The 24,509-nt window shown below is 50.7% G+C and carries 19 protein-coding genes and 1 pseudogene; 11 read left to right on the top strand and 9 right to left on the bottom strand.

All coding sequences use genetic code 11. The features are described from left to right. Nucleotide 1: 1 nt before the first annotated feature. Genes AC0IXI_RS12715 through AC0IXI_RS12705 form a run of 3 tightly spaced genes read right to left on the bottom strand, consistent with a single transcriptional unit; the run spans nucleotide 2 to nucleotide 3,076 of the window. Nucleotides 2-1,519 (bottom strand): sugar ABC transporter ATP-binding protein, encoded by a 1,518-nt coding sequence (locus AC0IXI_RS12715; RefSeq protein ID WP_424221305.1) that lies wholly within the window; start codon nucleotides 1,517-1,519, stop codon nucleotides 2-4. Further along, the gene (locus AC0IXI_RS12710) at nucleotides 1,519-2,121 is read right to left on the bottom strand and encodes a DUF2291 family protein (protein ID WP_471682535.1); all 603 of its coding nucleotides are present in this window, start codon (nucleotides 2,119-2,121) and stop codon (nucleotides 1,519-1,521) included. The genes AC0IXI_RS12715 and AC0IXI_RS12710 overlap by 1 nt, the downstream gene beginning before the upstream one ends. Before the next feature lie 13 nt (nucleotides 2,122-2,134). Beyond that, nucleotides 2,135-3,076 (bottom strand): D-ribose ABC transporter substrate-binding protein, encoded by a 942-nt coding sequence (locus tag AC0IXI_RS12705; RefSeq protein WP_064518740.1) that lies wholly within the window; start codon nucleotides 3,074-3,076, stop codon nucleotides 2,135-2,137. A gap of 211 nt (nucleotides 3,077-3,287) precedes the next feature. Between AC0IXI_RS12705 and AC0IXI_RS12700 the strand changes: the two genes are divergently transcribed. From AC0IXI_RS12700 to yncE, 3 genes are all read left to right on the top strand, one after another. Continuing rightward, entirely contained in the window at nucleotides 3,288-4,232 is a 945-nt protein-coding gene (locus AC0IXI_RS12700) for a sugar-binding transcriptional regulator (protein WP_064518741.1), read from the top strand. A 213-nt stretch (nucleotides 4,233-4,445) separates the two neighbouring features. Continuing rightward, nucleotides 4,446-5,885, top strand: coding sequence for an aldehyde dehydrogenase (gene aldA / locus AC0IXI_RS12695; protein ID WP_471682534.1), 1,440 nt, complete (start codon nucleotides 4,446-4,448; stop codon nucleotides 5,883-5,885). 108 nt (nucleotides 5,886-5,993) lie between these two features. Further along, complete coding sequence (gene yncE, locus AC0IXI_RS12690; protein WP_471682533.1) at nucleotides 5,994-7,055, top strand: 7-bladed beta-propeller protein YncE; 1,062 nt, start codon at nucleotides 5,994-5,996, stop codon at nucleotides 7,053-7,055. Between the two features lie 66 nt (nucleotides 7,056-7,121). On the opposite strand, the gene paeX is transcribed toward yncE, so the two are convergent. Then, nucleotides 7,122-8,063 carry a pectin acetylesterase PaeX gene (gene paeX, locus AC0IXI_RS12685; RefSeq protein ID WP_471682532.1) on the bottom strand — a complete coding sequence of 314 codons (942 nt, stop codon included), beginning with the start codon at nucleotides 8,061-8,063 and terminating at the stop codon, nucleotides 7,122-7,124. A gap of 177 nt (nucleotides 8,064-8,240) precedes the next feature. Beyond that, a complete protein-coding gene (gene nifJ, locus AC0IXI_RS12680; RefSeq protein ID WP_471682531.1) occupies nucleotides 8,241-11,771 on the bottom strand; it encodes a pyruvate:ferredoxin (flavodoxin) oxidoreductase in 3,531 nt (1,176 codons plus the stop codon). Between the two features lie 321 nt (nucleotides 11,772-12,092). Between nifJ and AC0IXI_RS12675 the strand changes: the two genes are divergently transcribed. Next, nucleotides 12,093-12,359, top strand: coding sequence for a putative hemolysin (locus AC0IXI_RS12675; protein ID WP_034455667.1), 267 nt, complete (start codon nucleotides 12,093-12,095; stop codon nucleotides 12,357-12,359). Nucleotides 12,360-12,364: 5 nt separating this feature from the next. On the opposite strand, the gene hslJ is transcribed toward AC0IXI_RS12675, so the two are convergent. Together hslJ and AC0IXI_RS12665 are read right to left on the bottom strand one after the other, a co-directional pair. Further along, the gene (hslJ, locus tag AC0IXI_RS12670; RefSeq protein ID WP_471682530.1) at nucleotides 12,365-12,790 is read right to left on the bottom strand and encodes a heat shock protein HslJ; all 426 of its coding nucleotides are present in this window, start codon (nucleotides 12,788-12,790) and stop codon (nucleotides 12,365-12,367) included. A gap of 120 nt (nucleotides 12,791-12,910) precedes the next feature. Then, nucleotides 12,911-13,900, bottom strand: coding sequence for a 2-hydroxyacid dehydrogenase (locus AC0IXI_RS12665; RefSeq protein ID WP_064518747.1), 990 nt, complete (start codon nucleotides 13,898-13,900; stop codon nucleotides 12,911-12,913). 222 nt (nucleotides 13,901-14,122) lie between these two features. Here AC0IXI_RS12665 and AC0IXI_RS12660 point away from each other — a divergent pair. The 6 genes and pseudogenes from AC0IXI_RS12660 to AC0IXI_RS12635 all read left to right on the top strand — a co-directional run bounded on the left by AC0IXI_RS12660 (nucleotide 14,123) and on the right by AC0IXI_RS12635 (nucleotide 21,282). Further along, nucleotides 14,123-16,763 (top strand): annotated as a pseudogene (locus AC0IXI_RS12660) (YdbH family protein). Then, nucleotides 16,760-16,960 carry a YnbE family lipoprotein gene (locus AC0IXI_RS12655; RefSeq protein WP_064518749.1) on the top strand — a complete coding sequence of 67 codons (201 nt, stop codon included), beginning with the start codon at nucleotides 16,760-16,762 and terminating at the stop codon, nucleotides 16,958-16,960. The pseudogene AC0IXI_RS12660 and the gene AC0IXI_RS12655 overlap by 4 nt, the downstream one beginning before the upstream one ends. A 5-nt stretch (nucleotides 16,961-16,965) precedes the next feature. After that, nucleotides 16,966-17,289: a YdbL family probable chaperone protein gene (locus tag AC0IXI_RS12650; RefSeq protein WP_064518750.1), complete on the top strand. Its 324-nt coding sequence runs from the start codon at nucleotides 16,966-16,968 to the stop codon at nucleotides 17,287-17,289. A gap of 190 nt (nucleotides 17,290-17,479) precedes the next feature. Continuing rightward, entirely contained in the window at nucleotides 17,480-17,779 is a 300-nt protein-coding gene (locus tag AC0IXI_RS12645; RefSeq protein ID WP_064518751.1) for a hypothetical protein, read from the top strand. A 626-nt stretch (nucleotides 17,780-18,405) separates the two neighbouring features. After that, nucleotides 18,406-19,791: a diaminobutyrate--2-oxoglutarate transaminase gene (locus AC0IXI_RS12640; protein ID WP_064518752.1), complete on the top strand. Its 1,386-nt coding sequence runs from the start codon at nucleotides 18,406-18,408 to the stop codon at nucleotides 19,789-19,791. 18 nt (nucleotides 19,792-19,809) lie between these two features. Beyond that, nucleotides 19,810-21,282, top strand: a complete 1,473-nt coding sequence (locus AC0IXI_RS12635; RefSeq protein ID WP_134182743.1) for a pyridoxal phosphate-dependent decarboxylase family protein — start codon at nucleotides 19,810-19,812, stop codon at nucleotides 21,280-21,282. Between the two features lie 83 nt (nucleotides 21,283-21,365). Here AC0IXI_RS12635 and AC0IXI_RS12630 read toward each other — a convergent pair whose 3' ends face one another. Beyond that, the gene (locus AC0IXI_RS12630; RefSeq protein WP_134183244.1) at nucleotides 21,366-22,700 is read right to left on the bottom strand and encodes an aminotransferase-like domain-containing protein; all 1,335 of its coding nucleotides are present in this window, start codon (nucleotides 22,698-22,700) and stop codon (nucleotides 21,366-21,368) included. A 50-nt stretch (nucleotides 22,701-22,750) separates the two neighbouring features. On the opposite strand from AC0IXI_RS12630, the gene AC0IXI_RS12625 reads away from it, so the two are divergent. Then, nucleotides 22,751-23,692, top strand: coding sequence for a DMT family transporter (locus AC0IXI_RS12625; RefSeq protein ID WP_134182741.1), 942 nt, complete (start codon nucleotides 22,751-22,753; stop codon nucleotides 23,690-23,692). A 112-nt stretch (nucleotides 23,693-23,804) separates the two neighbouring features. Here AC0IXI_RS12625 and azoR read toward each other — a convergent pair whose 3' ends face one another. Continuing rightward, a complete protein-coding gene (gene azoR / locus AC0IXI_RS12620; RefSeq protein WP_064518757.1) occupies nucleotides 23,805-24,410 on the bottom strand; it encodes an FMN-dependent NADH-azoreductase in 606 nt (201 codons plus the stop codon). Between the last annotated feature and the right edge of the window lie 99 nt (nucleotides 24,411-24,509).

Below are 24,509 nucleotides of genomic sequence, written 5' to 3'. Positions count from 1 at the left end.
ATCAGAACCCTTGTGCACTAGCGGAAACCAATGCCGATTCTTCGGCGTGTTCGCGGGGAATATCAGCGGTAATTTTCCCACCTGACATCACCAGAATGCGGTCGGAAACCGCCATAATCTCTTTGAGATCGGAGGTGGAAAACACCACCGCAATCCCTTGTTCGGAAAGCTGAACCATCATGCGGAACACGTCGGCTTTCGCACCCACGTCTATTCCCCGCGTCGGTTCATCGAGCAGCAGCAGTTTCGGGTTGGTCAGCAGTGAACGGCCAATCACCACTTTTTGCTGGTTCCCGCCGCTAAGCGCCTGAATTTCCACATCCGGCGATGAAACCTTGATGGAGAGGTTGCCAATAGTGCTGGCCACCACCGCTGTTTCATCGGCCTGCGAAATCGCAAAACCACGCTGCAAACGCCGCCATAAACTGGCAATCGTCAGGTTGCTGGAGACCGAGGATATCGGGAAAATCCCGGTACGTTTACGGTCTTCCGGCACCAGGCTCATGCCCATGCGAATGCGCTCGGCGGTGGCAAGGCGCGGCGGCACGGGTTTGCTGTCGAGCCATAATTTGCCCAGATAATTGCGTTGTGTGCCCAGTAAGCACTCAAACAATTCGGTGCGACCGGCCCCCATCAGCCCATAAATACCGACGATTTCGCCTGCGCGTACCTGAAAACTGACGTCGTTCACCACCGTGTTTCCTGCGGAATTGACGCAGGTGATGTGTTCCGCTTCCAGAATAGCCGCGCCAAAATCACGCCCGGGTTTCAGGAAGCTGGACACCGGCTCGCTGCCCAACATTTCGCGCACAATCCACGGCACGTCGATATCACTGACCTGCGCTTCGGCCTGGAATTTGCCATCGCGCAGAATGGTAATCACATCGCCAATCGCCATTAACTCTTCCAGACGGTGGGAGATATAAATAATGGTGACGCCCTGGCGGGTGAGTTCGCGAATCACCCGGAACAGAATTTCCACTTCGGTTTTACTTAATGCCGAAGTCGGTTCATCAAGAATTAAAATGTCGGCGTCTTCTGCCAGCGCTTTGGCGATTTCCACCAGCTGCTGTTGGCCAACTTTCAGGTTTGCCACAATCTCTTTCGGGGAAATAGGCTGATCCAGGCGTTTGAGCAATTCCGCGCTGCGTGCCTGTTGCGTCGCCTCATCAATCGGCGACAAACCGTGTTGCAGTTCGCGCCCGAGGAAAATGTTTTCGGCAACGGTCAGGTTTTCGAACAGGTTCAGCTCCTGGTGAACCATGCCGATGCCATGCGCGGCGGCCTGGCGGGTGCTATTAAATTGCACCACTTCACCGTTCAGGCGAATCTCACCCAGACTTGGTTGCTGAACGCCCGCCAGAATCTTCATTAGCGTCGATTTGCCCGCACCGTTTTCGCCGATGATGACATTCACTTTGCCGCGCCAGACGTTGTAATCGATGTTGTCCAGCGCCACGGTGCCTGGGAACAGCATCGAAATACCACGGGTGCGCAGAATGACAGGATCTTGCGACATTATGGTTGCCCCCGTTCCAGTGAAATAGCTGCTGCGTCACTCAGTGTGCCGTTGCGCAGGGTGACGGCCATCACCACGGTGACGGGCTGTTGCTGCCAGCTTTCATCAACTTTTGGCAGGTGTTTTGCGGCTTCACGGTTATAGGCTTTTGAAAGCTGCGCGAACTGCACCTGGTTGGTGAAATCTTCGAATTTGTAGCCAGTCGCATCACGGATTGCGTTACCACGAATCATCGGCCCGACCTGCACTTGCAGTGACTGATCATTAACGGTGACGGTCAATGTGCGTTCACGTTCGTTATCCAGAGAAACGCTGTCGACTTTGCCCTGAACTTTCACGAATACGCTTTCGTTATTGGCGCTGGCGGCACGGGTTTTCAGCGTGCTGCTATCCAGCGCATGGCTCTGCGCGGGCGTCATCACTTTGCTGTTCCAGGTTTGTTGCGCTATCTGCGTGGGTGTCTGGTTTGCGAAACTCGCTTTCGCATTCGGATCGGGAGGAATAATCGGTTGCCCGTTTTCATCCAGATCCACCACCCGGCAGGCAGTGAGCAACAGGGCACTGCAACATAACAGGCCAATACCCCATTGTTTGAGCGACATACAGCCTCCCGGATTACTTAGCCAGCTTGAAGGTTTTCAGCTGATTGGCATTGCTGTCGTCAATTAACACGCAGTCCATCAGCTGTTTTTCCTGCAATTGCGGTTTACCGTTTTTCAGGTAGAAATCGGCTTGCACCACGGCCATTTGTGCTTGTTCCCAACCGGGTTGCAGCACGGTGGCTTTGATATTGCTCTTGGCGATAATCGAGTCGCGTACATAGTCGCTACCGTCAAAACCCACCACGATGACATTAGTTTTCCCGGCGGCTTTTAAGGCGGCTTCTGCGCCAAGCGCCATGGTGTCGTTACCGGAAATCACGCCAACGATGTCGGGCTGAGTCTGCAAAATAGACTCCATGCGGGTGAAGGCTTCGGTCTGACTCCAGTTTGCGGTTTGCTGCGCCACCATTTTCATATCCGGGTAGTCGTCGAGAATGTCGTGATAGCCCTGCGAACGCACGTGGGCATTGGTGTCTGACTGGCGGCCCAGCAATTCAACGTATTTGCCTTTGCCGTTGAGCAATTTGGCAAACTTCTCGGCACCCAACTGCGCGCCCTGGTAGTTATTGGAAACAATCTGCGCCACGGCGACGCCAGTTTTGTTGATTTCACGATCGATAAGGAAAGTAGGGACTCCAGCGGCTTTGGCTTTTTCTAATGGGCCGACGGTGGCATCCGCTCCCGCGTTATCCAGAATGATGGCTTTCGCTTTACGGGCGATAGCGGTTTCAATCAGCTGGTTTTGTTTGTTTACATCATCGTCATGAGAGGCAACCAGCGTGGTGTAGCCCAGCTCTTTTGCCTTCGCCATCGCGCCATCGGCTTCAGCTTTAAAGAATGGGTTGTCGTGCGATGGGGTAATAATGGCAATCAGCCCGTTATCAGCGGCATACAGGCTGGCAGATGAAGCAAATAGAGCGGCAACGAGCGAGGTCTTCAGTAGGGTAAATTTCATTTTTATCTCCACATTGAATATATATTCAAACATGATTTATTATTCAGTGTAACGATATGCCGCGATTATGGTTCTGTCCATGCGGAATTGAGCAAAATGATAAAAAGGCGAATGTGATCACAAATTGTACGAATTAACGGCAAAAGGAATGCTGTCTTGTTATTTATGCAGGCTTGAATAAAAATATCAGGTAGAGAATCAGGAGGCGCTTATGTCAAAGCAGGACGAACAACGTTTGTTGGTCAAGATCGCGACGCTCTACTTTGTAGAAGGGATGAAGCAGTCGGAGATTGCCGGGCTATTGCACCTGTCGCAGTCATTTGTCTCACGCGCTATCACACGTTGCCAAAAAGAAGGTGTGGTAAAAATCAGTGTTATCCAGCCCGCCAATATTTTTCTCTCGCTCGAACAGGCGCTGGAGAAAAAATACGGTATTCGCCAGGCGATTGTGGTGGATGTCGATGAGTCAGCGCCCGCCTCGCAAATCAAACATGCGATAGGCAGCGCGGCGGCGCATTATGTGGAAACGCGTTTACGGCCAAACGATCTGGTGGGGATTTCCTCCTGGAGTTCCACCATTCGAGCAATGGTCGACGAGCTACACCCGCAGAGCATTAAAGCGCGCGGCGTGATTCAACTGCTCGGTGGCGTGGGGCCGAACGGTAACGTGCAAGCAACCATTCTGACGCAAAACCTGGCGGCGCAACTGGATTGCCCGGCCTGGCTGCTGCCATCGCAAAGTATTGAGCATTCCGTTGAAGAGCGAGCAAAACTGGTCGCCAGCGACGATGTCGCCGAAGTGGTGAATAAATTCGCCGAAGTGGACGTGGCTATTCTCGGTATCGGTGAGCTTGAGCCGTCCCAGTTGCTGAAAAATTCGGGCAACTATTATGGTGAAGCGATGCTGAAAACGCTGGCCGAACGCGGTGCGGTGGGGGATATCTGCCTGCATTATTTCAATGCGCAGGGCGAGCCAGTTTTGAGCAAAGAAGAAGATCCGGTTATCGGTATGGAACTGAGCCAGGTGCGCGACTGCCCGCATGTGGTAGCACTTGCAGGCGGGAATGACAAAGCCAATGCCATTCGTGGTGCGCTACACGGCGGTTATATCGACGTGCTGATCACCGACTATCCGACTGCTCGCGAGCTGCTGTAATTCCCCTTTGATGACCGTTTTCGTACCCGCATGCTGAAAACGGTCATTTTCAGTTTTCAGCCATTCCCAAAAAACGTTCTTTTCAGCCATTTTTATTGAGAACCATCACAGTTCATCACCATATTGCCCGGTTAGCTGTTTTATAAACCTAAAGTGTTCACATGTATTTTACATATTTGAAACAATAAAACAGTGAACACAAAGGAGCCGGTCATGACAGCACCTGTACAACACCCGATGTATATTGATGGTCAATTTGTTCAGTGGCAGGGCGAGCAGTGGATTGATGTGATTAACCCTGCAACAGAAGAACTTATTTCTCGCATTCCTGACGCAGACGCGAAACACGCTCGTGATGCCATTGATGCGGCGCATAAAGCACAGGCCGGTTGGGAAGCGCTACCCGCCATTGAGCGCGCAGGGTGGTTGCGTAAGATCTCTGCCGGTATTCGTGAGCGTACAAAAACCATCAGCGCACTGATTGTTGCGGAAGGCGGAAAAACCCAACAGTTGGCTGAAGTGGAAGTGGCCTTCACCGCAGATTATCTCGATTATATGTCTGAGTGGGCGCGTCGTTACGAAGGTGAAATTCTGCAAAGTGACCGCCCGGGTGAAAACATTCTGGTGTTCAAACGTGCGCTTGGCGTGACTACCGGGATTTTGCCGTGGAACTTCCCGTTCTTCCTGATTGCCCGCAAACTCGCGCCAGCGCTGATTACCGGCAACACTATTGTTATCAAACCCAGCGAATTTACGCCAAATAACGCCATCGCTTTTGCCGAGATTGTCCATGATATCGGGCTGCCAAAAGGGGTGTTTAACCTGGTGCTGGGGCGCGGTGAAACGGTAGGGCAAGAACTGGCGGGTAACCCGAAAGTCGCGATGGTTAGCATGACCGGGAGCGTTGGCGCGGGTGAAAAAATCATGGCGGCGGCGTCTAAAAACATCACCAAAGTGTGCCTTGAGCTTGGCGGCAAAGCGCCTGCCATTGTGATGGACGATGCTGACCTTGATATCGCCGTGAAAGCGATTGTCGATTCACGCATGATCAACACCGGCCAGGTGTGCAACTGTGCGGAACGCGTGTATGTGCAAAAAGGTATTTACGACGAATTTATTACCCGCCTGAGCGAAGCATTCAAACAGGTGAGTTTTGGTGATACCGGCGAGCGTGACGATGTGTCGATGGGGCCGTTGATTAACGCCGCCGCACTTGAGCGTGTTGAGCAAAAAGTGGCGCGAGCTGTTAGCGAAGGCGCACGCGTAGTGCTGGGTGGTAAAGCGCCAGAAGGGAAAGGGTATTTCTACCCGCCAACGCTGCTGGTGGATGTGCGCCAGGATATGGCCATCATGCATGACGAAACTTTCGGCCCGGTGCTGCCCGTCACCACCTTTGAAACGCTGGAGCAGGCGCTTGAAATGGCAAATGACAGCGATTATGGCCTGACATCTTCGGTTTATACGCGTGATTTAAATGTCGCAATGAAGGCAATTAAAGGGCTGAAATTCGGTGAAACCTACATTAACCGTGAAAACTTTGAAGCGATGCAGGGCTTCCATGCGGGCTGGCGCAAGTCCGGAATCGGTGGTGCCGATGGCCGTCACGGTTTGAATGAATATCTGCAAACCCAGGTGGTCTATTTGCAGGTGTAATGATTTACTTTCTCATTTATAAATGATAATAATTATCAATGGTATTTTTCACCCTTTGCTAACGTCCTGTTAGCAAAGGGTTTGTCCGTGCTATTGATAAGGATATTTATGTCTGCTTTACCACAAACCCGCCTGCGTGCATTGCCTGCTTTAATGCTCTCCAGCCTGCTGTTTTCCAGTTCACTGTTTGCCGATACTTCATTCACGGTTGAAAGAAAACCCGTTGGCAAAGGTGCGTATGAAATGGCCTATAGCGCAGACCAATCCGCGCTGTACGTTGCCACTTCCCAAAGCCGCAAACTGGATAAAGGCGGGGTGGTTTATCGCCTTGACCCGGCAACGCTCGAAGTGACTCAGGCTATTCATAACAACCTGAAACCGTTCGGTGTGGCGTTCAACAAAACCACCGGTACATTGTTCCTTGGCAACACCACCAGCAGTGCGGTGACAGCGATTAACAGCAAAACTGGTGATGTGATTAAAACGCTTGTGGTGGATGAAACCAAACGTACCGAAACCGTGCGCCCGCTGATGCCGCGCCAGTTAGTGGTTAACGAGGCCACCAACACGCTGTATATGGGCGGGTTGGGTGAGTCCAGCGTGCTGTGGGTGATTGATGGAGCAACGCTTGAATTGCGCGATACCATTAAAGATCTCGGCAAAATGGCGACGGGGCTGGCGATTGATGCGCAAGCATCACGCATTTACATGACTAACGCCGACAACGAATTTATCGTTATCGACAGCAAAACCAATAAGGTTATCTCGCGCACCAGACTGGACACCGAAGGCGAGCATTTCTATCTGAATATTGCGCTGGATACCGCTAATAACCGCGCGTTTGTCAGCGATTCCAAGACACCGCAGCTACTGGTTGTGGATACCAAAACCAGCAAAGTGCTGAACAAAGTGGATGTGCCGCTGGGTCTGGACGTGTTGTTTAACCCGACGCGCAACGAAGTCTACGTGACGCATCGTAAAGCCGGTAAAGTCAGCGTGATTGATGCGAAGAGCTACAAAGTGCTGGAGACTATCGACACACCTGCATTGCCAAATAGCCTTGCGTTGTCTACTGATGGGCAGCAGCTGTTTGTCAGCGTGAAACAACCGGGCAGTCGCGAAAAAGAGCCGACCAGCCCGGATGATATCGTGCGTATAAGCTTCAAGTAATTCCCGTCTTACCTCGAGTTGCAGCCGTGTTGGCTATGTTCCCTTGTAGCCTGGCTGCAACTCGAATTATTCAGAAGCGGGCAACGCCTTAATCCAGTTCATCAATAATTCCGGCCAGCTGGCAGCAGGTAAACCGACCGTACCGCGGATCCCAAACCCATGTTTACCTTCCTGGAAAAGATGCATTTCCACCGGAACGTGCTGGGCGCGTAAGGCCGAGAACATTACCAGGCTGTTATCAACCGGCACGGAAGGGTCATCCACCGCATGAACGATAAACGTTGGTGGCGTCTGGGCCGTCACATTTTGCTCCGGTGAATATTTCTTTATCTGCTCAGGCGTGGGTTTCTCACCAATCAGGGCTTTGCGCGATCCCGGATGAGCGATGCTTTCCTGCATGGTGATCACCGGATACATCAGCGCCATAAAGTCAGGGCGCGCACTGAGTTTGTCTGTTTCATCCGTTGCCGGGTAAACGGACTCGTTGTAGCGCGTCCCCAAGCTTGCGGCGACATGCCCGCCTGCCGAAAACCCCAGCACGCCAATGCGGTGAGGATCGATTTTCCACTTTTCAGCATCGGCACGCAGGGTGCGAATGGCCCGCTGAGCATCGACCAGCGGCGAATCTGAGCCTTCCGCATGTCCATCAGCCGGCATACGGTAAGTCATCACAAACAGGGTGTAGCCCTGGGCATTGAAAATGGGGGCCAGATCACTACCTTCTTTGTCCAGAACCACGCGTTGGTAGGAACCGCCAGGCGTGACTAATAACGCCACACCATTGGGTTTTTTAGGCAAATAAGCGGTGATGGTTGGGGAACGAATACCTGTTACCGCGCGGTCAGCCAGCCCGCCATCCTTGCGTCTGTCGACCGTTTCTTGTTTAACCGGACTGTTTTTTGCACCCGGTGCTTCACCCTGGGGCCAGACGGCAAATTCAGGTAGTGCATGCGCGGCACCACACATGGACAGTAATATCGAACTAGCAAGCAGAGAGCGACCTAACATAACCTTTCCTTTTTCGAATGATTAACTGAGATATAACATACCGTTAATATGAAAAAGGCGAGGTGGCGCTCATTTATGAATCAAGATACTGATTAAATTGAAATATCGTTTTGAAATGATTTTTCGCGCTTACCTTCACTCTATTATTGAGTGGAAGATAAGCGCGAAACAGAGCGGTTACTCGCTATCAGCCTTTTCCGCTTTACCTGCCATCTGCGCCAGGAAGTCGTAGCGTTTTTGCAAATCCACGGCAGCATCTTTCCACAACTGCTCGGCGACTTCCGGTTGTTGCGCATTCAGGCGACGGAAACGTTGCTCTTTCATTAACGTATCAGCCAATGCATCAGACGGTGGGCGAGAGTCGAGTGCCAGCGGCAATTTACCTTCATCGGCACGACGTGGGTCGAAGCGATAAAGTGGCCAGAAGCCGGTCGCGGTCAACTGGCGCATCTGATCGTGACTGAGTGCCAAATCATAACCATGTTCCTCACATGGGCTGTAGGCGATAATCAGTGACGGGCCGGGATAGGCTTCTGCTTCCTGAATGGCTTTCACCGTCTGGTTAAGCTGCGCGCCGAGTGAAATCTGCGCCACATAAACATGCCCGTACATCATCATGCTGACGCCGAGATCTTTACGTGCTTTACGCTTGCCGTGTTCGCCAAATTTCGTCACCGCGCCTAACGGCGTGGCTTTGGATGCCTGGCCGCCCGTGTTGGAATAACACTGCGTATCAAGCACCAGAATATTGACGTTTTCGGTCAGGCTAAGCACGTGATCTAAGCCGCCAAAGCCGATGTCATACGCCCAGCCGTCACCGCCAATCAGCCAGATAGATTTATCAACCATTGCATCGGCATCGGTGATGAGCTGGCGCGCGTCCGGGTCGTCGATATCCGCCAGATGTTTGCGCAGTTCGATAACCTGTTCGCGGCGCACTTCTGGTGTGGCCTCAGCATGAAGCTGTTCGTTCAGTTCAGCAGGCAGTTTGTCAGCAAACTTACCAACCAAGCGCATCACGCGGGCGCGGTGCTGATCGACTGTCAGACGGAAACCTAAGCCAAATTCGGCGTTGTCTTCAAACAGCGAGTTCGCCCAGGCCGGACCGCGACCGTTGGCATCGGTGGTGTACGGTGTTGAAGGCAAGTTACCGCCATAAATTGATGAACAACCGGTGGCGTTAGCAATCAACATGCGGTCACCATAAAGCTGGGTCAGCAGTTTGATATACGGGGTTTCGCCACAACCAGAACAGGCGCCGGAGTATTCGAACAGCGGCGTCAGCAACTGGGAAGTCCGAATGTCGATACGCTCGAGGCTGGTGCGGTCCATTTCCGGTAGTTTGAGGAAGAAATCGTAATTCTCTTTTTCTTCTTCGACGTGCTCAAGGCGCGACATCATATTGATGGCCTTGATTTCCGGGTTCTGGCGGTCTTTGGCCGGGCAAACTTCCACACACAAATTACAGCCAGTGCAATCTTCCGGTGCCACTTGCAGCACGTATTTCTGCCCACGCATATCACGGGATTTCACATCCAGAGACTGCAAGGCAGAAGGGGCGTTTTCCATCGCTTCTGGCTGCACGACTTTGGCGCGAATCGCCGAGTGCGGGCAGGCGGCAACGCAATGGTTACACTGGGTACAAATGTCCGGCTTCCAGATAGGGATTTCTTCGGCAATATTGCGTTTTTCCCACTGCGTGGTGCCCATCGGCCAGGTGCCGTCTGGCGGCAGTGCGGAAACCGGCAGCGCGTCGCCAAGGCCTGCGAGCATCGCGGCGGTCACGGTTTTGACGAAATCCGGTGCCGCATCGGAAACCACCGGCGGGCGCATCGGGCTGCTTTCGTTCACTTCCTGCAAGGTCACTTCGGCAAGCGACTCACGGGCTAAGGCTAAAGCCTGCCAGTTGCGCTCGACCAGTTCCTGACCTTTGCTGCTGTAACTTTTAGCAATCGCACCTTGCAGTTCTGCCAGGGCGCTGTCGCCCGGCAGAATGTGGGTGAGGTGGAAGAACGCCATCTGCATAACGGTGTTGATACGCGCGCCAAGTTGGCATTCACGGGCGATTTTCGCCGCGTTGACCACGAAGAAACGGGCTTTTCGCTGGTTCAGTACCGCCTGAACTTCTTGCGGCAGGCGGTGCCACACTTCATCCGCGCCATAAGGCGTGTTGAGCAAGAAAATACCGCCCGGTTTCAGGCGTTCGGTCATCTGATATTTGTCGATAAACTGCAACTGGTGGCAGCCCACAAAGTCGGCTTTATCAATCAGGTAGGTCGAGTTAATCGGCTGCTCGCTGACGCGAAGGTGGGAAACCGTCAGGCCGCCTGCTTTTTTAGAGTCATAGACGAAATAACCCTGGGTGAAGAACGGCGTCGAGTTACCGATGATTTTGATGTTGTTTTTGGTGGCAGACACGCTGCCGTCGCTGCCAAGACCGTAGAATAGCGCTTCGAGTTTGGCGCGGTTTGGCAGAGTATTTTCTGGCAATGGCAGAGACAAATTGGTGACGTCGTCGTAAATACCGACCGTAAAGCGTGGGCGCGGTTTGGCTTCTTTTAGCTCGTTAAATACTGCCAGCACACAATCCGGGCCAAATTCTTTCGATGACAAACCATAGCGCCCGCCAATCACGCGCGGCAGCGTTTCGCGCTCGCCACGGTTGAAGGCTTCGGCAAGAGAGGTCATCACGTCGAGATACAGCGGTTCTGCCAGCGCACCGGGTTCTTTGGTGCGGTCGAGCACGGCAATCTGGCGTGCGCTTTCTGGCAACACTTCTAATAAATGGTCGGCAGAGAAAGGGCGGAACAGGCGAACTTTCAGCACGCCGACTTTTTCGCCGCGCGTCAGTAATTCGTCGACCACTTCTTCACAGGTGCCGATGGCAGAACCCATCAGGATAATCACGCGTTCGGCTTGCGGGTGCCCGTAATATTCAAACGGGCGATACTGGCGACCCGTTGTTGCCGCAAAGCTGTTCATTGCCTGCTCAACGTGTTCATACACCGCGTCGTACCACAGGTTACTGGCTTCGCGGGACTGGAAATAAGTATCCGGATTAGCGGAGGTACCACGAATCACCGGATGCTCTGGGTTCAATGCCCGAGCGCGGTGTTCATCAATCTCTTTTTGCGGCAGCAATTCCAGAATGGTGCTGTCAGCCATCGGGACAATTTTATTGATTTCATGTGAGGTGCGGAAACCATCGAAGAAATGAATAAATGGCACGCGACTCTTCAGGGTGGCGATATGCGAAATCAGCGCGAAGTCTTGTGCTTCCTGAACGCTGCTGGCGCACAGCATTGCACAACCGGTCTGGCGAATCGCCATCACATCTGAATGGTCACCAAAAATCGAGAGCGCGTGAGTGGCGACAGTACGCGCAGCCACATGCAATACAAACGGCGTGAGTTGCCCGGCCAGTTTGTAGAGTGTCGGGATCATCAGCAGTAAACCCTGCGATGACGTAAATGATGTGGAAAGTGCGCCGGTTTGCAGCGCGCCATGAACGGCGGCGATTGCGCCAGCTTCAGACTGCATTTCTACAACGCGTGGCGTATCGCCCCACACGTTTTTGCGACCGTCCCCTGACCATGCATCAGCAAGTTCTGCCATGGTTGAGCTGGGAGTAATCGGGTAGATGGCAATGACTTCACTGGCGCGAAACGCCACTGACGCGACTGCACCGTTGCCGTCGATTGTGATCATGGAGACACCCTTACATTGCGCAATATACCTGTCACCCTTCAAGTAGCTCAGGTATAAATGAAAACGAATAGACCCGCATACCTACGCGAATCGAAGAATAATCTTTTAATTCTAGCAAAGCCCACAGAAGGTGATTTTCGCTTTTGTGTCCTGTGTTGAACCTTGATTGAAGTCGTCAAAAGGGGCGGGTGGTTATGTTTTGTGCAATAAAGTGATCCCTATTGCAAAATCACACACATTTTATGGCGTTACGGCCTCGACGTAACGCAACGCCTGCGCTTATGATTCTTAGGTTTTGCAACGTTCAGGGGGAGAAGAGTAATGCGAGCTGCGTTTTTAGCGGGATTTGCCGCACTGTTATTGTCGGCATGTAGTAGTGAACCACCTCAACAAGCCACTGCAGCTCACGTACCGCCTGGTATGCGTGCAGCAATGTCAAATCAAGGGCAGGCGAGTTGTGCAATGATTGGTGGGACGTTGAGTGTCGCTCGTCAACTTGATGGTTCGGCAATCGGTATGTGCGCGATGCCGAACGGCAAACGCTGTAGTGAAAATGCGCTTGCCGCCGGAACTTGTGGGGCGTACTAGCCTAATCAGTTGACCAGATCGGCCAGTTTATAAACTAAAGTATGCTGGCTGGTTTTGAGCGTTAGTTGTTGCGGAGCTAAGTCAACTTTTGCGCCCGTAGTCAGCATGTCGTTAATCATGTGATCCAGCCCATTAAGCTGCGGTTCTGCACACATCATCATGGTCATTCCCAGACCTTTCGCTTTCAGCGTATCGCCTTCAAGCGTCGCCTGGCCCATAAAGCGGTTACACATGCTGCCTGCAATGTGCATGTTCTCACCGAAACTCAGTTCTGGAGTGCGATCAATGCCGCTTAATGGCTTGCCGTCAACACTTTGCAGAACATAGCGGTGGTGTTGCAGGTCTTGTGCGGTAACTGCCGATTTATCGCCTGATTGTGCGCAGCCGGCCAGTACCATTGCAGCCAGCGCTACTGCAGCTAATTTTTTCATCTCTTGTCCTTAAGTTATTCATGTCATCAATGAGTTGCTGGGGATTGTAGCAAATTTATGGATTCATCCACTGGGTATAATCTTAAAAATGGCGGATGACGTTGCGCCATCCGCCATTGATTAACTCACCTGATTAACACAAGGCTCGCCATTCTCTAACTGGCGTAAGTTTTCTAGCGTCGTCTCGGAAATGCTGGTTAATGCTTCCGCGGTCAGGAATGCCTGGTGGCCAGTAAACAGCACGTTATGGCAGGCAGACAGGCGACGGAATACATCATCCTGAATGACATCGTTAGATTTATCTTCAAAGAACAGATCACGTTCGTTTTCATACACATCCATACCTAACGCACCGATTTTTTGATTTTTCAGTGCATCAATAGCGGCTTGTGAATCAATCAAAGCGCCACGGCTGGTGTTGATAATCATCACGCCATCTTTCATCTGTGCAAATGCAGCCTGGTCAAGTAAATGATAGTTCTCAGGCGTCAGAGGACAGTGCAGTGAAATAACATCGGACTGCGCAAACAGCGTTGGCAAATCGACATATTCCACACCCAGTTCAAGTGCTGCAGCACTTGGGTACGGATCGAACGCCAGCAAGCGCATGCCGAAGCCTTTTAAAATTCTCAGCGCGGCAATACCAATCTTACCCGTGCCAATCACACCGGCGGTTTTGCCGTACATGGTGAAACCAGTCAGCCCTTCAAGAGAGAAGTTCGCATCACGGGTACGCTGGTAAGCGCGGTGAATACGACGGTTCAGGCACATCATCATGCCGAGTGCATGTTCAGCTACGGCTTCTGGTGAATAAGCGGGAACGCGCACCACCGGCAGGCCTAACTCTTTTGCAGCGTCGAGATCGACGTTGTTAAAGCCCGCGCAGCGCAATGCGATAAATTTCACACCGTGCCTTTTGAGCTCTTCGAGAACAGGGCGGCTACCATCGTCATTCACGAAGATACAAACACCATCGCAACCATGCGCAGTTTTGGCTGTTTTTTCGGTTAGCAGGAAGTCGAAAAATTCAAGATCAAAGCCGTATTCATTGTTAACCTGCTCCAGATACTTTTTGTCGTACTGTTTTGTGCTATACACTGCCAGTTTCATGAGACTTATCTCCAGAATGATATTGATGTAAAATTATCACGCTTAAAATATTCTTACAAATATTAAAATTTATTTTCAAGCATGAAATTCTACTGCTAACTCAAGGTTGGCTACGCTTATACCAGGCACGACCTTCACGCCCGGTCCAAATAATGCAAGAATGATCGCATATGTTGTTTAAATGGGCACATAATTGTCGCAGAATCAGGATATTAACCACCCATGAAGGGTAAATACAAAGCCATTATTGCGTTGGTACTAATACTCATTCTGCTGCCGTTAACGCTTCTGATGACTATAGCCCATTGGCTGCCAACGCTTGCCGGTATCTGGCTGCCGCAAGGGACACGCATTGCTATGGAAGCCAGCCCACGATTTACGCGTGGTGCGATAATCGTTCCTGATTTGCGTTATCTTGCCGGGGATTGCGAACTGGCGACGATAAAAGATGCCACTCTTAGCCACCCCAAACGCTGGCGCATTCACCTTGATACGCTCAATCTTAACGTTGATTGCCTGAGTAAAATTCCTCTCGACGAATCTGGCCCAGCCGCACCGCGCACTTTGGCCGAGTGGCAATCACTGCTGCCTGAAAGCCTGCTTACTATAGATAGGGTCAATGTAACGCCCTTTCAACAGTTCTCGGGGGGTACGTTTAACGTTAACGCCGCAGCAGCAAACGGTTCATTACCAAGGCCCATCGCTCAGCGTTGATGCTCAGCTAAACGGTCAAATGCTCGATCTGCAAAAGTTAAAAATTCAGGCGTTTGCGGGTATGGACCCGCTGGAACTTGTCGGCACCATTACCTTACCTCCACTTACCGATGAACTGCCTGAACAGGGCCATCTCGCGACTAAATTACGCATTCCACAAGAGCCAGAATTAGTCGATGTCATTCTGAACTGGAACGATGATCAGGGTACATTCTCACTGAAGAACCCAGCTGCACCTGAGGCATTAATGACGCTGCCATGGACCATCAGTGAGAACATTTTTGAAGTCAATGGTGGGCAGTGGTTCTGGCCCTATGCTGGGTTCCCGCTGCGTGGTGGCATTGCTTTACGGATTGATGACTGGAAGCAAGGGCTGGAAAAGGCCTTAATCAGCGGGCGTATGAACGTCGTCACGCAAGGTAGCGCCGGGAAAGCTAACGCGGTGCTAAATATTGGTCCCGGTAAGCTCAGCTTGATCAACAGCTCCTTGCCGATGCAATTAACCGGTGAAGCAAAACAAGATGGCATGGTGTTTTACGCAGTGCTGCCGGGTGAAATTAGCGGTGCGATTGCCGATCCTAAATTATTGTTCCGTCCAGGCGCTCTACTGCGTTCGCGTGGGCGTGTCATCGACTCTATCGATGTTGACGAAATTCGTTGGCCACTGGCGGGAGTCAGTGTCACGCAACGCGGTGTTGATGGGCGGTTGCAGGCGATAGTTCGCGCACACGAAAACCAAAGGGGTAATTTCGTGTTGCATCTGGATGGCAAAGCGGATGACTTTTTGCCAGATGCTGGGTTATGGCGGTGGAAGTATTGGGGCAAGGGTGAGTTTACCCCGATGCAGGCAAAGTGGGATGTGCGTGGGCAAGGAGAGTGGCGCGACAGCGTGATTGAACTTAGCTCGCTTTCTACCGGCTTTGATAAGCTTGAGTATGGCTCAATGCTGGTCACTGAACCACGTTTGAAACTGGAGAGGCCTTTACACTGGCAGCGTGCGCAAACAGCTCCTACTTTTGACGGCGCGTTTATCCTCAATGCGGGAGAAACGACTTTCAGCGGTGGCAGTACGTTACCGCCGTCAACATTAACCTTTAGCGTCACGGGCAAAGATCCTTCTTCATTCCAGTATAAAGGTGACCTGCACGCAGGGAGTATTGGCCCGGTACGTGTGAGTGGTCGCTGGGATGGTGTGCGCCTGCGCGGTAATGCGTGGTGGCCACAGCAAGGACTGACAGTATTCCAGCCGCTTATCCCCGCTGACTGGAAAATGACTTTAAAAGATGGCTCGCTCTATTCACAGGTGGCCTTTTCCGCAGCCGCAGGGCAAGGGTTTGAAGCCGGTGGCCATGGCGTGGTGAAAAGTGGCAGCGTCTGGATGCCGGATAACCAAATTAACGGTGTCGACTTTGTGCTGCCATTCCGCTTTGGCAACAGCACATGGCAACTGGGAACAGACGGCCCGGTGACCTTGCGTATCGCGGAAGTTAAAAACCAGGTGACCTCGTCGAATATCACTGCTGACCTCGAAGGCTGGTATCCGTGGAGTGACACGCAGCCGTTGACGCTCAGTAACGTGAATGTCGATATTCTGGGCGGCAAAATGCGTGTGCAACAATTACGCCTGCCGCAACGCGATGCAGCCTTGCTACGCTTAGAAAATATCTCGTCGAGCGAATTGATTACTGCGGTCAATCCCAAGCAGTTCACTATGTCCGGGCGTGTGAATGGTGCCTTGCCGCTGTGGCTTAACCATCCACAATGGATCATTAAAGATGGCTGGCTGACAAACCCGGGGCCACTGACATTGCGGCTGGATAAAGATATGGCTGATGCCATTGTTGAGAACAATATTGCTGCAGGTGTTGCAGTTAACTGGCTGCGTTATATGGAGATTTCTCATTCCTGGACAGATATCAATTTAGATAATCTTGGCGTGCTAACTTTGCGGGCGAATGTGCGGGGCACAAGCCAGGTTGAAGGGAAAAGGAATGAAGTGCGGCTGAACTACAGCCATCAGGAAAACCTCTTTACGCTTTGGCGCAGCCTGCGTTTTGGGGACAATTTGCAAACCTGGCTTGAGCAACATACCGAACTGCCGGATGTGCGCTGCCAGACTCGCGATAAAGCTTGTGAGGAAACACAATGAAAATCGTCATCGCTATGCTCCTGGTGCCAGGGATTGCTGGGTTAACGGGATGCACGCCGCGTATTGAAGTCGCGGCGCCAAAAGAACCTATCACCATTAATATGAACGTGAAAATCGAGCATGAGATTCATATTAAAGTAGATAAAGACGTTGAAACGTTGCTTAAAAACCGCAGCGATTTGTTTGGCCAGGAGTGAAGCTCATGAGCAAAATCGTTAAGAGTGTTTTACTGGCAAGCATCTTATTTAGCCAACAGACATTGGCATTAACCCTGTCGGAAGCACGCCAGCAAGGGCGAGTGGGAGAGACATTAAGCGGTTATGTTGCGCCAATCAAACAAGATAAAGAGACGCTGGCGTTGGTGAAAAGCATTAATGAAGCGCGGGCGGAAAATTATCAGAAACTGGCAGACAGCAACAATATCTCAGCAAACCAGGTCGCAGAATTGGCCGGGCAGAAGCTGGTGGCAAGAGCACAACCGGGTGAGTACGTGCGCGGCATTAACGGTCAATGGATGAAAAAATAACCCGTGACACAAGGCGCTGGGCTACACTGAAGTTGCTTTGATGACATGGATTGTACACGCATGTATTAGCTATCCCGTTGTTCTGAAATCCGCTCATTTACCTGTATGCGTGAAATAGTATAGGGACAAAAAGTCACTCTTTTATTCCGTACTATGGATACAACTATGGGTACTGGATGAGGAACAACTGATGAAAAAGATTATTTTGACCGTAGTGCTATCTCTGGTTACCACAGCGGCGTTCGCGCAATTAACGATGAATTCTGGTGCAAGTAATACGAGTTCAGGCAGTTCATCGAGCAGTAGCCAGCAAACAGGCACCGTCGACTTGCTCGGCAGTGATACGGTTGCCGGCCTTGGGACTAGCGATACCGTGGCTGGTCTTAGTGGGAGCGATTCGCAAACTATCAACCCTACATCTTCATCCTCGCCAATGCCGGCTTTTGGGCACACGGGCAACCTCAGGCAACCTGGTTCAATCCGTCATTAAGGAAAAAGTGGATCAGCTGTTGTAGAGCATCAAACGGTTACCAACCAGTGTCTTACGAGAAAGGATGAATGCTGGATATTAACGTAAGGTTGTAACCGTCATACTTTTGAATGCAGGTCTCGTTTAGACGCTATTAACGTATATTTATATAGCATCTGAAATAAAAAGCTTATTTTCTCAGCAGGTTAATTTAAAACCAGTGATTGGTTTTTATTCTATTTAAAATATTCACCCTATATTTTTTAAGTACATTTTCAATTAAGAAAAAAGGCCCTCATAAAGTGTCATATCCGTTAAGTAGGATTTACGTGACAGTACCTGTTTGCATCTCATACTGAAAGTGCGCGCATTGAATCATTTGGCTGTAAAAATGTAAATATGCGAAGTTAATGACCACTCAAAAGCAAATATACAGCACAAGTGGCTGGAGTGTAGATAACACACTGATTTTCATAAAATAAGTACAAGATAAAAACATTAGGGCAACATACAGACATTCACAAAATAAAATATTGAGTAGAGAGTAAAAAGAACCTATATTGACGGCGTTTTTTACATGGTGCTCAGTTTTTCTACATTCATTAATTCAACTGCCAAATTAACGAACCGGCAGCTGTGGGAGAGATATGATGACGGATAAAGTCCGTATTGATAGTTTAGGTGCAAATTCATTCAATGGTAACAATGAAACCTATTTGGCGCGTCAAGCTGAATTTGAATCGAATGTCAGAAGTTATCCACGTAAATTGCCTTTAGCAATTGCGCAGGCCAACGGTGTTTGGATCACTGATGTTGAGAATAATCAATATCTTGATTGCTTGGCCGGTGCGGGTACGCTTGCTCTTGGGCATAACCATCCTGACGTGCTGCAAAGCATCCAAAATGTCATTACCAGCGGCTTGCCGTTACATACACTGGATCTTACAACTCCGTTGAAAGATCAGTTTTCTGAATATCTTCTCTCTTTATTGCCTGGTCAGGGTAAAGAATATTGCCTGCAATTCACCGGTCCATCCGGTGCGGATGCAGTTGAAGCGGCACTGAAACTGGCTAAGAAAGTTACCGGTCGTTCAGGCATCATCAGCTTCTCCGGCGGCTATCACGGCATGACTCATGGCGCACTTTCCGTAACAGGTAACCTGTCACCGAAAGAAGCGGTTGATGGCATGATGCCTGAAGTTCAGTTTATGCCTTATCCGCACCTGTACCGCTGCCCGCTGGGTATTGGCGGTGAAGCTGGCGTGAAAGCATTAACTTACTACTTCGAAAACCTGATCAACGACGTTGAGAGTGGCGTGCGCAAACCTGCAGCAGTCATTCTGGAAGCGGTTCAGGGTGAAGGCGGCGTGAATCCGGCGCCTGTTGAGTGGCTGCAGCGCATTCGCAAAGTCACCAAAGAACACGGCATTCTGCTGATCATCGATGAAGTTCAGGCTGGCTTCTGCCGTACTGGTAAATTGTTCGCCTTCGAACATGCTGGTATCGAGCCGGACATCATTGTTATGTCTAAAGCGGTTGGTGGTGGTTTACCACTGGCTGTTCTGGGTATTAAGAAAGAGTTTGATGCATGGTCACCTGGCCACCACACCGGTACTTTCCGTGGTAACCAACTGGCGATGGCAACCGGTCTGACAACTCTGAAGCATCTGACCGAAAACAAGATTGCTGACAAAGTTGCAGCACAGGGCGAGTGGCTGAAAGGCCAACTGGCTGAGCTGCAAAAACGTTACCCGGTCATTGGCCAGGTTCGTGGTCTGGGCTTGATGATCGGTATTGAGATCGTTAAACCAAACGAAGCCAAAGATCATATGGGTTGCTACCCAGCTGATGCTGAGTTATCCGCATTGCTGCAGAAAAACTGCTTCAAAGCAGGATTGATTCTGGAGCGTGGTGGCCGTAATGGCGTCGTGCTGCGTCTGCTACCATCTTTGCTTATCACTAATGATGAGCTGGCTATTTTCCTCGATAAGTTTGAGCAGGCGCTGTTAGCGGCTGGCATCAAGCCTGTTTGAGTGGAGTTAATGACCTCGATGTCTGAATTAAATCCTATCCTGGCAGGCTCAGCGCAAAGCACTGAAGCCTACCAGCAGGCCATTGCACAGACCAGCGCGGCTGTTGTGCAGTGGTTGCAGCAACCTGAGATGTATCAGGGTAAATCTGTTGCTGAATTGCGTGAACGCATTCAACTGGATTTTAATCCTCAGGGCCTGGGCAACCAGGTCGCTATTGAACGTGCGATCGAATACTTCTTAAAAGACAGCCTGTCGGTGCATCACCCGCAGTGTGTCGCGCATTTGCATTGCCCGAGTCTGGTTATCAGCCAGGCAGCAGAAGTGTTGATCAACGCCACTAACCAGAGCATGGACTCATGGGACCAAAGCCCGTCTGCGACCATCATTGAGATGAAGCTGATTGAATGGCTGCGTGCTCAAGTGGGTTATCAGGCAGGCGATGCTGGCGTGTTCACCAGTGGTGGCACCCAGAGCAACCTGATGGGCCTGATGCTGGCTCGTGACGCGTTCTTTGCGCGCCAGGGCCACTCCATCCAGCAAGATGGCCTGGTCGGCAACCTGAAAAAGATTAAAGTCCTGTGTTCTGAAAACGCGCACTTCTCAGTGCAGAAGAACATGGCTTTAATGGGCCTCGGTTACCAGTCAGTGACGTTGGTGAAAACTGACGAATTCGCGCGTATGGATATTAACGACCTGCGTGAGAAACTGGCGCAGGCTCAGGCTAACGACGAACAGATCCTGGCGATTGTTGCAACAGCGGGTACTACCGATGCTGGCGCAATTGATCCGCTGCGTGAAATCGCCACCCTGGCAGCAGAGCACCAGATTTGGGTGCATGTTGATGCAGCGTGGGGCGGTGCGTTGTTAATGTCCGAGAAATATCGCGACTATCTGGACGGTATTGAGTTAGTGGACTCCATCACCCTGGACTTCCATAAACAGTACTTCCAGACCATCAGCTGTGGTGCTTTCTTGCTCAAAGAAGCACGCCACTACGAGTTGATGCGCTATCAGGCGGCTTATCTGAACTCTGAGTTCGATGAAGCAGCTGGCGTGCCAAACCTGGTGTCTAAATCTTTGCAGACCACTCGCCGTTTCGACGCATTGAAACTGTGGATGGGTCTGGAAGCATTAGGTCAGAAGCAATATGCCGCGATCATCGATCATGGTGTGACACTTGCACAAGAAGTTGCGCAGTACGTTACTGAAGAACCGTCTCTGGAACTGGTGATGAAACCACAACTGGCGAGCGTTCTGTTCCGTTTCCGTCCTGAGCAAATGGCTTCTACTAGCGACGCAGAAATTGCACTGCTGAACCAGAAAATTGGTGATGCATTGCTGGACTCTGGCCGCGCAAACGTAGGTGTGACTGAGCATAACGGCGTGACTTGCCTGAAGCTGACTCTGCTGAATCCGACCGTTACGCTTGAGGATATTAAAGTCCTGCTGGCGTTGGTTGAGAAAACAGCACAACCGTTGCTGGTTGGCTAAATAAAGTAAATGGGCGGTAAATACCGCCCATTTATATTTCCCTCGCAAAACATTTTTTTCCTGTCTCCCACTTCTTTTTACTATTAACGATATTGTTCATATTCAATTGTTTCACGCACCGTGATCAGCGCCTGATAAAGAAGATCTTCACTGACGGACCCGAGTGCTATACGAATGGCGTGGGGAACATTTTGCGAAGTACTGAAAGGCTCTGCAGTTGAGATTGAAATATGTTTCTCCAGCAAGCTGCGTACCACACTTTCTGCGCGCACTTCTTCAGCCAGCGGCAGCCATAAAAAATAAGATACTGGATGACTGATATAAGGCAGCGACCCAAATACTTCGCGGGCAATGTTTTGACGTTTTTGAGCATCTTCTCGCTTGAGTGATTCAAGTCTGTTGACCGTTCCATCACGTATCCAGCCACATACTATTGATGTCATAAGGGCAGGCGTATTCCAGGTGGTTGCCCTAATCACTCGTTCCAGCGCCGCTCGGTATGGAGCAGGGCAGACAACAGCCCCGACGCGCAAACCGGTTGCAATATTCTTTGAAAAACCAGTGACATAAATAGTCCGCTCTGGAGCAAAAGTAGCCAAAGGCGGGGGCGGGTCACTGACCAGAAAAGCATACGCCGCATCCTCAATCACCAGCAGATCATGTTCTCTGGAGATAGCTGCGATTTCTTTACGCTGATCGGAACTGAGTACCCACCCCAGTGGATTATGTAGAGTGGGCATAGTGTAGACGGCGCGTACTCGCCTGTGCTGGCATATTTTGCGCAAAGCATTCAGGTCCGGGCCTGTGGAAGATACAGGAATTGCTACCAGTTCGAGGTTAGATGCTACCGCCAGCGTCTTAAAGCCTGAATAGGTCAGCGCGTCGACAGCTATCACATCTCCAGGTTTAAAAAGCCCTAAAACGGTAATGGCCAGGCCATGCTGGGCACCGCTAACAATAAGAATATCGTCCGCGCAAGCGTTTATCCCTGCGAGGACCAGATGGGATGCTATGGTTTCACGTTCGCTGCAACGGCCAGCATGAGGCTGATAACGCAACAGTGCTTCCAGGTCACCGGTGGTGGTGAGTTGTCGTAAAGCATCTCGCAACAGTTCAGTTTGCTCAGGAAGTGCGGGGTAGTTAAAGTTCAAATCCAGTACTTCGGTCGCCACAATTTGCTGATCGATCCCCAATCCGGCGGGAAGAGATATTTCTCTGACAAAAGTGCCGCGTCCGGTTTCCCCGCTCACCAATCCCATAAATTCAAGCTCAGCGTATACGCGAGTCGCCGTAGCGAGCGAAATATGCTTTTCAGCAGATAATGCCCGGTGAGTAGGTAACTGGGTTCCTGCTGCCAGTTGGCCTAAACGGATGGCAGCAGCATAGTCATCAACAATCGCTTTATATCGCGCTTTCACTGAATGTATCCATGACAATATTTTGATTGTCATGGATTGTGCCGCCTATCATGCAACCTGTCTATATAGGAGATGCCGTGGAGCACCCTTCACGTACTGCTGAGATTGAGGTGAATGTGGTTTATAAAAAGAGTGCAGGTTCATTATCAGGATGGCTAAACGGATTGATTGGCGTGGTTATTTTTAGTGGTTCGCTCCCGGCAACACGTTTGGCAGTACACGAAATCGATCCTTTATTCCTTACGTTTATCCGCGCATCTATTGCGGGTGTGTTAGCGCTGATATTGGTACTGAGTTTCAGGGAGCAACGTCCGAAGACGTCTCAAATTGGTTCATTGGTGATTGTCGCATTGGGCGTGGTTATTGGTTTCCCATTATTGACAGCGATGGCCTTACAATATGTCACCTCAGCCCATTCGATTGTTTTTCTTGGACTATTACCGTTATCTACCGCCATCTTTGGCGTTATTCGTGGTGGTGAACGTCCTCACCAGGCCTTTTGGGTGTTTTCAATTATTGGTAGTTTATTGGTGGTGGGTTTTGCTCTTTCCCAGAACGTTTCGATTTCGCAAACGGGTGATTTACTGATGCTGGCATCTATTGCGGTGTGTGGCCTAGGTTATGCCGAGGGGGCGAAACTCTCAAGAGAGCTGGGAGGGTGGCAGGTTATCAGTTGGGCACTGCTTATCTCACTTCCCTTTATGCTGATAGCCTCAGGGGCGACGATGCCAGCAACATTTTCCAGCATCAGCACTCAAGCATGGCTTGCGCTTGGTTATGTCTCATTTTTTAGCATGCTTATCGGTTTCATATTCTGGTACAAAGGGCTCGCGGTGGGGGGCATTGCAGCCGTAGGCCAATTACAACTACTGCAACCTTTCTTTGGTCTTGCACTTTCGGCAACACTGCTTCATGAAACGGTCAGTGTGTTGATGCTAATCGTCACACTTGGAGTCATTGCTTGCGTAGTGGGCTCACGCAAATTTGCATAGTGTTTGAAGCCGCTGCGGACGTGATTGGTGCTGTGAATCCTTGCGAATAAATACAATAAAAAACGGCAAACATGCATGATGTTTGCCGTTTTCAAAAATTAACATCTAGAAATTACGCAGTAACGATGCTGTCAATTGCCGCTTTCGCGTCAGTTTGCGCTTTAGTCGCTACTTCAGGACCGTATGCGATACCTTCAGCGAACACGTAGTTCACATCAGTAATACCGATGAAGCCCAGGAACAGGTTCAGATACGGAACCAACAGATCGGTTGGGGTATCTTTGTGAATACCGCCACGGCTGGTCAGAACCACAGCACGTTTGCCGGTTACCAAACCTTCTGGGCCTTTTTCGGTGTAACGGAAAGTCACGCCAGCACGGGCTACCAGGTCGAAATAGTTCTTCAACTGTGTTGGAATGTTGAAGTTGTACATTGGTGCATTGATAACAATCACGTCGTGAGCTTTAAGCTCAGCGATCAGTTCGTCAGACAGCGCCAGAGCTTCTTGCTGACGTGGTGACAGTGGCGCATCACTTGGGCGCAACGCACCGACCAACTCGCCATCCAGTACTGGAATTGGGTTAGCAGCCAGATCACGCACGGTAATCTCATCTGCGCTATGCTCTTCACGCCATTGCTCTACAAAATAGTCAGACAGCTGATTTGACTGTGAGTAACCTGCCAGGATGCTGGACTTCAGGACTAATACTTTGCTCATGGGTGATTCCTTTGTTGTGTTCATTCGGGACTGATTGCCCGTTCGCTGTGAAGTACTTTATTCACAATCCGATTGCAGTGATAGCGCAATATATCGAAC

It is taken from the genome of Buttiauxella sp. AC038 (genome assembly GCF_979253565.1).
Note: the sequence above shows the minus strand (reverse complement) of the source record. Positions and strands in the feature narration are given on the sequence as shown.

Coding starts and splice junctions, on each gene's coding strand:
- AC0IXI_RS12715 (WP_424221305.1), bottom strand. CDS start 1,519: ATGTCGCAAGATCCTGTCATTCTGCGCACCCGTGGTATTTCGATGCTG.
- AC0IXI_RS12710 (WP_471682535.1), bottom strand. CDS start 2,121: ATGTCGCTCAAACAATGGGGTATTGGCCTGTTATGTTGCAGTGCCCTG.
- AC0IXI_RS12705 (WP_064518740.1), bottom strand. CDS start 3,076: ATGAAATTTACCCTACTGAAGACCTCGCTCGTTGCCGCTCTATTTGCT.
- AC0IXI_RS12700 (WP_064518741.1), top strand. CDS start 3,288: ATGTCAAAGCAGGACGAACAACGTTTGTTGGTCAAGATCGCGACGCTC.
- aldA (WP_471682534.1), top strand. CDS start 4,446: ATGACAGCACCTGTACAACACCCGATGTATATTGATGGTCAATTTGTT.
- yncE (WP_471682533.1), top strand. CDS start 5,994: ATGTCTGCTTTACCACAAACCCGCCTGCGTGCATTGCCTGCTTTAATG.
- paeX (WP_471682532.1), bottom strand. CDS start 8,063: ATGTTAGGTCGCTCTCTGCTTGCTAGTTCGATATTACTGTCCATGTGT.
- nifJ (WP_471682531.1), bottom strand. CDS start 11,771: ATGATCACAATCGACGGCAACGGTGCAGTCGCGTCAGTGGCGTTTCGC.
- AC0IXI_RS12675 (WP_034455667.1), top strand. CDS start 12,093: ATGCGAGCTGCGTTTTTAGCGGGATTTGCCGCACTGTTATTGTCGGCA.
- hslJ (WP_471682530.1), bottom strand. CDS start 12,790: ATGAAAAAATTAGCTGCAGTAGCGCTGGCTGCAATGGTACTGGCCGGC.
- AC0IXI_RS12665 (WP_064518747.1), bottom strand. CDS start 13,900: ATGAAACTGGCAGTGTATAGCACAAAACAGTACGACAAAAAGTATCTG.
- AC0IXI_RS12655 (WP_064518749.1), top strand. CDS start 16,760: ATGAAAATCGTCATCGCTATGCTCCTGGTGCCAGGGATTGCTGGGTTA.
- AC0IXI_RS12650 (WP_064518750.1), top strand. CDS start 16,966: ATGAGCAAAATCGTTAAGAGTGTTTTACTGGCAAGCATCTTATTTAGC.
- AC0IXI_RS12645 (WP_064518751.1), top strand. CDS start 17,480: ATGAAAAAGATTATTTTGACCGTAGTGCTATCTCTGGTTACCACAGCG.
- AC0IXI_RS12640 (WP_064518752.1), top strand. CDS start 18,406: ATGATGACGGATAAAGTCCGTATTGATAGTTTAGGTGCAAATTCATTC.
- AC0IXI_RS12635 (WP_134182743.1), top strand. CDS start 19,810: ATGTCTGAATTAAATCCTATCCTGGCAGGCTCAGCGCAAAGCACTGAA.
- AC0IXI_RS12625 (WP_134182741.1), top strand. CDS start 22,751: ATGCAACCTGTCTATATAGGAGATGCCGTGGAGCACCCTTCACGTACT.
- azoR (WP_064518757.1), bottom strand. CDS start 24,410: ATGAGCAAAGTATTAGTCCTGAAGTCCAGCATCCTGGCAGGTTACTCA.